This window comes from Vibrio sp. 10N.222.49.A3 (assembly GCF_041475145.1).
GTDB classification, from domain to species: Bacteria; Pseudomonadota; Gammaproteobacteria; order Enterobacterales; family Vibrionaceae; genus Vibrio; species Vibrio tasmaniensis_A.
Genome location: NZ_JBFRVM010000172.1, coordinates 1 through 8,327, shown reverse-complemented (window position 1 = coordinate 8,327; position 8,327 = coordinate 1). Strand labels below are relative to the sequence as shown.

The 8,327-nt window shown below is 41.3% G+C and carries 9 protein-coding genes; 7 read left to right on the top strand and 2 right to left on the bottom strand.

All coding sequences use genetic code 11. The features are described 5' to 3' along the window. The 5 genes from AB4589_RS21765 to AB4589_RS21745 form a co-directional block, all read left to right on the top strand. Positions 1 to 354, top strand: a 354-nt coding sequence (locus AB4589_RS21765; RefSeq protein WP_372101672.1) for an RNase H family protein, incomplete at its 5' end; no start/stop codon positions are given. A gap of 854 nt (positions 355 to 1,208) precedes the next feature. Next, the gene (locus AB4589_RS21760) at positions 1,209 to 2,864 is read left to right on the top strand and encodes an SgrR family transcriptional regulator (protein ID WP_371695959.1); all 1,656 of its coding nucleotides are present in this window, start codon (positions 1,209 to 1,211) and stop codon (positions 2,862 to 2,864) included. Positions 2,865 to 2,932: 68 nt separating this feature from the next. Further along, positions 2,933 to 3,559 carry a LysE family translocator gene (locus AB4589_RS21755; protein WP_017099648.1) on the top strand — a complete coding sequence of 209 codons (627 nt, stop codon included), beginning with the start codon at positions 2,933 to 2,935 and terminating at the stop codon, positions 3,557 to 3,559. A gap of 88 nt (positions 3,560 to 3,647) precedes the next feature. After that, the gene (locus AB4589_RS21750; protein WP_017099647.1) at positions 3,648 to 4,313 is read left to right on the top strand and encodes a glutathione S-transferase N-terminal domain-containing protein; all 666 of its coding nucleotides are present in this window, start codon (positions 3,648 to 3,650) and stop codon (positions 4,311 to 4,313) included. Between the two features lie 167 nt (positions 4,314 to 4,480). Continuing rightward, positions 4,481 to 5,092, top strand: a complete 612-nt coding sequence (locus tag AB4589_RS21745) for a hypothetical protein (RefSeq protein WP_371710409.1) — start codon at positions 4,481 to 4,483, stop codon at positions 5,090 to 5,092. A 59-nt stretch (positions 5,093 to 5,151) separates the two neighbouring features. On the opposite strand, the gene AB4589_RS21740 is transcribed toward AB4589_RS21745, so the two are convergent. After that, positions 5,152 to 5,523 (bottom strand): hypothetical protein, encoded by a 372-nt coding sequence (locus tag AB4589_RS21740; RefSeq protein WP_017099645.1) that lies wholly within the window; start codon positions 5,521 to 5,523, stop codon positions 5,152 to 5,154. A gap of 132 nt (positions 5,524 to 5,655) precedes the next feature. Between AB4589_RS21740 and AB4589_RS21735 the strand changes: the two genes are divergently transcribed. Together AB4589_RS21735 and AB4589_RS21730 are read left to right on the top strand one after the other, a co-directional pair. After that, positions 5,656 to 6,138 carry a tetratricopeptide repeat protein gene (locus AB4589_RS21735; RefSeq protein WP_017099644.1) on the top strand — a complete coding sequence of 161 codons (483 nt, stop codon included), beginning with the start codon at positions 5,656 to 5,658 and terminating at the stop codon, positions 6,136 to 6,138. A gap of 175 nt (positions 6,139 to 6,313) precedes the next feature. Continuing rightward, positions 6,314 to 7,093 (top strand): DUF3658 domain-containing protein, encoded by a 780-nt coding sequence (locus tag AB4589_RS21730; RefSeq protein WP_017098419.1) that lies wholly within the window; start codon positions 6,314 to 6,316, stop codon positions 7,091 to 7,093. A 255-nt stretch (positions 7,094 to 7,348) separates the two neighbouring features. On the opposite strand, the gene AB4589_RS21725 is transcribed toward AB4589_RS21730, so the two are convergent. Then, the gene (locus AB4589_RS21725) at positions 7,349 to 8,182 is read right to left on the bottom strand and encodes a tetratricopeptide repeat protein (RefSeq protein ID WP_305368429.1); all 834 of its coding nucleotides are present in this window, start codon (positions 8,180 to 8,182) and stop codon (positions 7,349 to 7,351) included. Between the last annotated feature and the right edge of the window lie 145 nt (positions 8,183 to 8,327).

The following is an 8,327-nucleotide window of genomic DNA, read 5'->3' as shown; positions in this document are numbered from 1 at the left end:
CTGACTGGAGCAGATCAGTATCAAGATAGCATCACTATCAGACGCAGTACCACCAATGCAAAATTAGAGCTAATGGCCTTAATCGAAGGTCTAGAGTATGCGCAGGATGGCGATGTCATCTACTCAGATAGTGACTTTTGTGTGAAGGGTTATAACGGTTGGTTAGATAACTGGAAGGATAAAGGTTGGCGTAAGTCAGATAAGAAGCCAGTTAAGAACCGTCATCTATGGCAACAAATCGACGAATTGCGTTCACAGAAATACGTAGAGGTGTTTAAGGTCAAAGCTCATTCAGGTGATAGAGGTAATGACATGGCAGACTTGTTAGCTGTTGAAGCGGCAGAAGCCGAGTAAGAAGATAGAGCACAGTTTGTTGGCAAACCGCTAGCAGGCTGTGCGGTCGCATTGTTACTTTATCCCTAGGAACAGTGATTCGTCTTTAGGGTAGCGTTAAGCGTTTTTATAGATAACATATACCTGAAGATGAAGCATTCAATGGCTGCAATTGGGGTGTTTTTTCAGGCTCGACATTGACGATGATAGTGATCATGATGTAGATAAGGATTGTATGATTTATAAATAGAACGATATTAGGACACTACAATCTAGCGTACCGCTGCGCAGACGTTACATTTACTCTTTCTCAGCACCAGCGAAAAGTTACGCTTTGTTGAGTCGACGTGTCAAAGCGACTTTAACTTATGGAAGATAGTTGTAAGTCTGCTTACGTTTACTTTGATGAAGATGTAGCGTCGATTGTTAATATTGCATGTGACTGGGATTAACTTGCCTCGACATGCTTGTTGAATTATTTTGTTTGGTGGCAGTTAGCAAAAATAGAGCTGTACTTCATTAATTAAAAGGTGAACTGTTTATAGTAAAGAGAGCGTTATTATTTCGGGTTTGTTCGCTGATAATGAACACATGAGCCATTATTAGTGAGTAAAACAATGAATCCATTAGACTACACATTCTATACTTTAAACGCCAAACACTACTTACTGGAACCAGAACAAACGATGACGGTAATACAAAGCCAAAGCCATCCGATCTTGCCTGGGATAGTTTTCTTGGTGGGATTCCTAGTCGGTCAGATTACCCACCTTTATTAATCACGTCCCGTGGCATTATAAGAGGACAACTTTAAGTTAAGTCGCCATATTTCAGAGGGATCCGTTGTATCTAATGAACATGATTTTGAGGTTGACATGGTAGCTTCTCAGTTGTTATCTACGAGTCATCTGCAGCGTTTAAAGCAACTCGAGAAACATTTTTCTCGCAATGAAACTTATGATGTTGATATTGTCTCCCTTGCTGAAATTCTGGCCTGCTCAGAGAGGTACGTGAGTAAGCTAATGGCTTCTTTTGAAAGCTTTGGGCTTATCCATTGGGCTTCGGGTCAGGGGCGAGGTCATCGTTCGAAACTGACACTACTAAAAAGTTTTGAGACTTCACTGCTGACTCAGTTAGAGCGAATGGCTCGGTCTGGCAGAATGAATCAGGCATTTCGATTAGCCACTCTACTTGGCGAAGTACGCCTATTTCAAGATCACTTACCACTCTGGTTAGGGGATGCGCAACAGGAACTGAAAAAGCAGAATACTTTAATGTATTTAGTTCCTTACGTGCTGCCTGAATGGCACCCTCATTTGGCGCAGTCCGCTCGTTCTATTTTATTGATCGAAAGCGTCTTCGATACCTTAGTTCGATATAACCCTATTCAGAACGAAATTGTACCTCATATCGCTCACCAATTTCATTACAGTGACAAGCAAATCCGTCTCCGCATCCGCAATGATATAATGATGCACAATGGAGAAGTGCTGACACCGGAACTTGTCAAAAAAAATATAGAAATGCGCCTTAGGACGCCGCATCCATATCAAATTCTATTTCGTCATGTAGAGGGTATTGACATAGATAAGCAGTGGGTCATTTTCTCTATGCGTCAATTTGACCCCGTTTTCCTGCATTTGTTAGCCGACTCACACAGTGCAATTTTTGATTATCAGGCTTCAAAACCTATCGGGTGTGGAGCATATCGGGTCGAAAGTCTGGAAAAACAATATTGGAGTTTGGTTCGCAACAACCACTATTTTGGCTTTGGTGGCCATATTGAACGAGTAGAGTTTTGGTGTAGCGATGCCCAACCTCAAACGCCTATGCACGTGGCAGAACTGCTCTATTGCGAATCTCAACCCGCTCAGCCACAAAAAGTCGATCGCAGTGGGTGTACTGTTTTGCAGTTTCATCATCATGCAAACGCCTTGTCCGCTCAAGAAAGAGCTTGGCTTGTTCATCATAGTCGACGCTTTACACTTGATAGCCAGAAAAGAGCAGCGAACAGCGTGATGGATTGCCATCAAGATAAGGGATTTCACTTGTTCAATCACGACATGAAACTGCCAGCTCGTCCGGTGATAATTGAAGTGATAGACAGTCATATGAGGGAGTTGCAACCTTTGCTTGATGCGTTGTCTCAAAAAGGGGTTATTTGGAAGGTATGTCTTCAAGGACAGTCTCAAGATGTGGCTGTTGATGTCTCCTACGACTGTTACGTATTTGGCGACGACCTGACGTTCCAGTATTACGAATGGCTACTTTGCGGCAATGTGTTTAGCCTATGTTTGTCTGAACGTGGAAAACAAAGCCTATTAACCTTTATTGATATGCTCATGCAGGAAAGTAACGACAGTGAGGAGCTTCTGCACAAGCTGTATCGAGCGGAGGATTGGCTTATCCAGAACTATTATTATTGTCCTCTGTGGCGCAATCATTTTACCGTCACTCGCGCAGACAATTTGTATGGTACCGAAACCAACAATATGGGTGTCATGTCGCTGGTCAATATGTGGTTGGAGTAATCGCTGGTATGGTAGTGTATCTGTAGCGATATGATTTGCAGTGTTTAACGGATAATTAAGGAAAAAAAATGGACTTTCACCTTTGGCTCGGCTTTGTCGCGGCATCGCTCATTCTTACCGCGACACCAGGGCCTAGCATATTTTTAGGTATTGCACATGCTCTCAGTTATGGGCACAAACGCGTGCTATATACCGCCCTTGGGGACATCTCAGCTAACTTTATTCAAATGGTGTTAGTCGCCTTGGGTTTAGGTGTCATCCTTGCCAATTCGGTAGTGGCATTTACTGTCATCAAAGTTTTTGGTGTGATCACGTTGGTTTACATGGGACTAAAAATGCTCCTCGCTAAACCAGCACAAGTTGAGCACTTAAACCTCAACAACTCAGATTTACAGGCCTCAAACAAAAAGTTGTTTTACTCTGGCTTTTTAGTCGCGGCTGGCAATCCCAAAGCCATCCTATTCTTTTCGGCTTTTTTTCCGCAATTCATCAACCCCGACTTACCCGTATTCCCTCAACTATTAGTGATGTGCCCAACCATGGCGTTGCTTGATTTCAGTTTAGTGATGTTTTATGCGTTTTCGGCCAGACGGATTGTTGATGCGAGCCGACTATCTCTTACCGCTGTGACAAGAGGAAGTGGTGCTTTACTGCTGGGAGCCGCAGGTATTCTAGCAGTTAAAGAACCCACTTAATCTCGACTGAGAACCGCGACCAAGATTGAACATACTGTGCCCAGCACAACCATTACACCTATTTAGCAACTCTCGGAGTAAGACACCTATGATCACTTTTTACGAACTGTGTGGGGGCGATGGCTTAAAATTCAGTCCTTATTGTTGGCGAACGAAAATGTGCTTGATACACAAAAATATAGCGTTTGATACCACTGAGCTTTCTTTTGTCGACATTCAGGCTCAGTTTAAGGCGCAGTTTTCTACACTCCCCGCCATCAAAGATGGTGAAACGGTGCTCTCTGATTCGTTTAACATCGCTGATTATCTTGAGGCCCACTACCCTGAATCACCTTCATTATTTGGCGGTGAAAAAGGGCGTTTAATGGCACTTTTTTTCCATGAGTGGGCAGCATCATTACATTCGGACATCGCCAAAATTGCCATCTTCGACATTTACTGCAAGCTTAAAGATCGCGATAAAGATTACTTTCGTTCCTCTAGAGAGAAACACTTTCAGGACAGCTTAGAAAATGTACAAAGCAACAGCCAAGAGTTAGCAAAGGCCGACTTACTTAAAAAAATGAGAGTACTGGAATCTTATTTAGCTAAGACACGATACTTATCGGGCGATGCGCCCATGTATTCAGACTATATCGTCTATGGGACGTTGAAGTGGCTGCTGTCTACGAGTAACGCTTTCACAGGGGAAATGCTGACTAGCCATGTTTTGAATTGGTATGACAGCCTAGATAGGATTGGCACTGGAATTTAAACATGCTTTAAGACAACGATGGAAATGTGAACGCAACGCATAGTTTGCGTTTAAATTTATCGGATGTTACATATTGATTTGTTATAGTTTATTTCCGTATGTTGCTGTCAATATGCAATGTACAGAATAAACTTTCATGTCAAAAAAGTGCCACAGGATATCGTATTATGATAACTAAAGTTGTTCCTCTGATGTTGTTAGTTTCGTGTTCAAGCTTTGCATCAAGTGAGATTGTTGATAATTTTTCTCACATAGGATTTGGTTATAAAGGAGCTAGTTTTAAGTCGGGAGCGTTAAAACCTTACCTTAACGATAAGTATGACAATACAGAGAATAAGACGATGGGAGGGGTATACTTAGATGTCAGTGCTCAAGTTTTTGACTACGTATTCGTTGAAGGAAAAGCAGACTTTCTCACTCGATTTAGTTCGGAGGTAGATAGTTGGCAAGCTGGCGGAGGACTCATTGGGCGTTTGGGAGGGGCAATGGCCAGCTCTTTATCCTGTGGAGCAGTAAACTATCGTGCTGATAGTGATTACAGTTCACCATATTCCGAGCGTGGAACATACTGTCAAGCGATGGTTAGAAAACAAATAGCTAATCATTGGTTGATGGGAGTTTCCTATCAGCATGATTTCTTAGATCTAGCAAGAGATGAGTTTAAGTGGAATAACGTCTTTCAATTCGGCTCAGTGTTTGGCTTAGTTGCAAATTTAGAATATGCAGAGCGTGATGAGGCGGAAGTGAGCTATGAGCTTGGGTTGCAGTTCTCATTTTAACCGGCGAGGGTATATATTTTTAGAAGGTTCATTTTATTATCAATATATTATTTTGTTTTTCATAAGAGGCTAGACTTAGCCACCACTTGAAAGTCATCTCTGTATAAAATGGTGCCGACGTCTGAATAATGTAATGTCGCCACCTTTGAATCATATTCTTCTAATATATATTTTAGCTCATACATGAGTGATATATGTTTGACGCTTGAGTCTAAAAACCAAGAGATAGCATTGTCTGGCCATGACTTTGAGTGGAACGGTGGACATGGTAGTGATTCATTAAGTTGAGTGAAGATTTCTTTAATATGCACCTGATGGTACTCGTAAAGGATCAATCCGTCGACAAGCATCATTTGTGCTTGGGTAATGATACCATGAGTATGCTGGAGTCGCTTTTCCTCCTCCATACTGGCAATAAATCTTATAAACATTGGATTCCTTTATTACTATTTATTCATCTAGTTTAAGATTTTATCATTGATAATTTATCGTTGGACGATTTGAGAGTTAGCACAGAGTGTAAATAAATTTCATTCTATTAGTCAATTATAGAGGAGATGCACATGAAAACCATTATCCACGAAGCCATCAATCTTAGAGAGGCCGGAAATTATCATGCGTCTCGGCTTTTGCTGCGTACGCTATTGGATGACAGTCAATATGCAGCCAAAGCAAATTTATACATGGCTTGGTCTTATGATAATGAAGGCAAAGAGAAGCAAGCGCTTATACATTATCATCTTGCATTGGAAGGGGATCTTTCCATAACTGAACGTTTTGATGCTCTGTTTGGGTTGGCGAGTACTTATCGCAGTTTGGGTAAATACACTGAAGCGTTAGAGTATTTTGAGCGAACCATTGCTGAATACCCTGATTCACTGGAAGTACAGCCGTTCTATGCCATGTGTTTGTACAACTTAGAACGACACAAAGAAGCAACGGCGTTACTAATTAAGTTATTGTTATCAACCACTGAGAGTAAGAAAATCAAAAGTTACCAGCGAGCCATTCTGCTTTATGCAAAAGACCTTGATAAAACGTGGTAAATGTTGCGTTCCTACGTATATTTGTTCGTCTAACCGGGGAATAGAAACAATAGAGTAAACCAACTTATGAACTCTAAGGTTATGGAGCTCGATAAGTGATTAGCAGTTGGTAGCAGACAAGGATCGATGATGAGAATAGAGAGACGATGTGCTGATATGATAAGTGAGTTTAGTCATGACCCTTCGTAAGGTGACTCACTTTGTTACAGGAGGCGCAGCTGCTGGCATTTTGAATTATCTTCTTGCGCCAGATGAAAAGAAGCGGGTAGTAGAGCTGAGTGACCCGTTGACTTACGGTCCGTTAAATAATTATGGTACGCAGCAGGGAGATGCTCTACGTAGTAATTGGTTTAGGGGGGTATGTGATCTTATTAATGATCCAGACTTATGGCCATGGTTAGCCGGCCATATAGGACTGCCCATATTGCAGAGCTATCAGAACCTCGAATGCGATGGCGATTATGTTGTTTGGGTTGGCCAGTCAGTGGATGAGCAATTAATGTTGCGAGCGCTGTGCTCTGTGCTACCGGAACAACGTTTATTTTTAGCCGATGTAACGACAGGTAAGTTGAGCAAAGACACCATGCCAATCGTTGGTGCCTGTTCAGCCGAAGAACTTACTACCGTCATTCCAGTACCTCTTGATATCTTTCAGCAGGTTAAATTAGCCAAAGAATGGGATAGTCTTCTTGTGAGTAGGGATATGGTTCGAACTTGGAACGGTTCCGCAATTGTATCCCATGATGAGACGTTTTTTGATGCTGCTCTTCTTGCTGCGATTGGCCCACGAGTTTGTGTTGCAGCAGTAGTCATTGGTCGTGTGCTTGGTGATTATGTAGGGCAAGTTGGTGATACTTTTCTCTGTTACAGATTGCGTGTGTTGATCTTGAGAAAAATAGTGCGCTCGGTAGGTGAAGGACCTTTCTTTAGGCGTCAGTTGAGTCGAGCGTTATGATATGGGAAGTTCAAACATTTAGTGAAAATATAGGGTGAGAAAAATACAACGGAAACGTAACTGAGAGTAAAAGCTCACACTTTGCCTATCGAACACTCATTCCTAGTGTGCGTGCTATAACTAAGTAAAAATTTAAATTCTCATTCTCATCACCGTAGCCTCGGATATTAACGAAGGGAATGTTTTTATTTTCGAGCTATGGAAACAGCCGCGAGTATAAACCATTACCGCATAGTTCTGATTGCGTACCAAAAATTACCAATTGCAGTGTTCATACAGGGATTCGACACATTCTATTGATCTGAATTGAGCTTCATCAATATCAGCTTGGCTTAAGTCATCAAATATTATTCCTTTCATATTTTGAATATCTTTTCCGTTGTATTGACTGATGTTTAACCACATATAGCTTGTAACATCATTTTTAGGCACAATTTTCCCCAGGTAGTAAATAACAGCAAGCTTATACTGTGCGTCTTGCTGTCCATTCTTTGAGGCTAAGTTAAACCAATGTAGAGAGTATTTGTCATTTTGTAGGACACCTTCACCTAGCTCATACATTTGACCAATGTAAAACTGTGCATCTTTATTGCCTTTCTCTGCTGATTGTAAGAACCAATGTGCTGATTTTTTTAGATCTTTGCTAATGCCATCGCCACGGTAGTACATTAAACCCAAATAAAACTGCGCTTTATTTTCGTCATTTTCTGCTGCTAACTTAAAATACGTAAATGCATCCTCGTATTGTTGAAGAGAATAAAGGTAGATTCGCCCAGCACTATATTGCGCGTCTACAAAACCTTGGTTTGCTGACTTAACGTACCAATCTAAAGCTTTCGCGACACTTTTTTCAACACCCAGTCCTTTACTATACATCCAGCCTATAGAGTACTGTGCTTGAGCATCTCCGTTCTCAGCTAAGGGTAGCCATTCTGCATAAGCAGCCTTATATTTCTTTTGGCTAAGCGCGATGTATCCTTTTTCATAGGCTTCATCAGAGTTTAGAGTTTGTTCATTTGTGATATTGGTAGTACCACTCGTACAGGCACTTAAAATAAAAAGAGGAATTAAAATTAAATAGCGAAGCATGATTTATTGACTACGTGATGAAAATTTAAACGTAAGTATATCAGTGGTGGTCACTAAAAACATGATGTTAATCAGATGATTACTAAGTGCTATTTGAATTAAGTGAAATTGCCAGCTAATGGGAATAGTGATCCGCACCAGCAGT

Excerpts from the sequence above, each read along its gene's own strand:
- AB4589_RS21740 (WP_017099645.1), bottom strand. The coding sequence starts at position 5,523 with ATGTTTATAAGATTTATTGCCAGTATGGAGGAGGAAAAGCGACTCCAG.
- AB4589_RS21725 (WP_305368429.1), bottom strand. The coding sequence starts at position 8,182 with ATGCTTCGCTATTTAATTTTAATTCCTCTTTTTATTTTAAGTGCCTGT.
- AB4589_RS21730 (WP_017098419.1), top strand. The coding sequence starts at position 6,314 with ATGACCCTTCGTAAGGTGACTCACTTTGTTACAGGAGGCGCAGCTGCT.
- AB4589_RS21745 (WP_371710409.1), top strand. The coding sequence starts at position 4,481 with ATGATAACTAAAGTTGTTCCTCTGATGTTGTTAGTTTCGTGTTCAAGC.
- AB4589_RS21760 (WP_371695959.1), top strand. The coding sequence starts at position 1,209 with ATGGTAGCTTCTCAGTTGTTATCTACGAGTCATCTGCAGCGTTTAAAG.
- AB4589_RS21755 (WP_017099648.1), top strand. The coding sequence starts at position 2,933 with ATGGACTTTCACCTTTGGCTCGGCTTTGTCGCGGCATCGCTCATTCTT.
- AB4589_RS21735 (WP_017099644.1), top strand. The coding sequence starts at position 5,656 with ATGAAAACCATTATCCACGAAGCCATCAATCTTAGAGAGGCCGGAAAT.
- AB4589_RS21750 (WP_017099647.1), top strand. The coding sequence starts at position 3,648 with ATGATCACTTTTTACGAACTGTGTGGGGGCGATGGCTTAAAATTCAGT.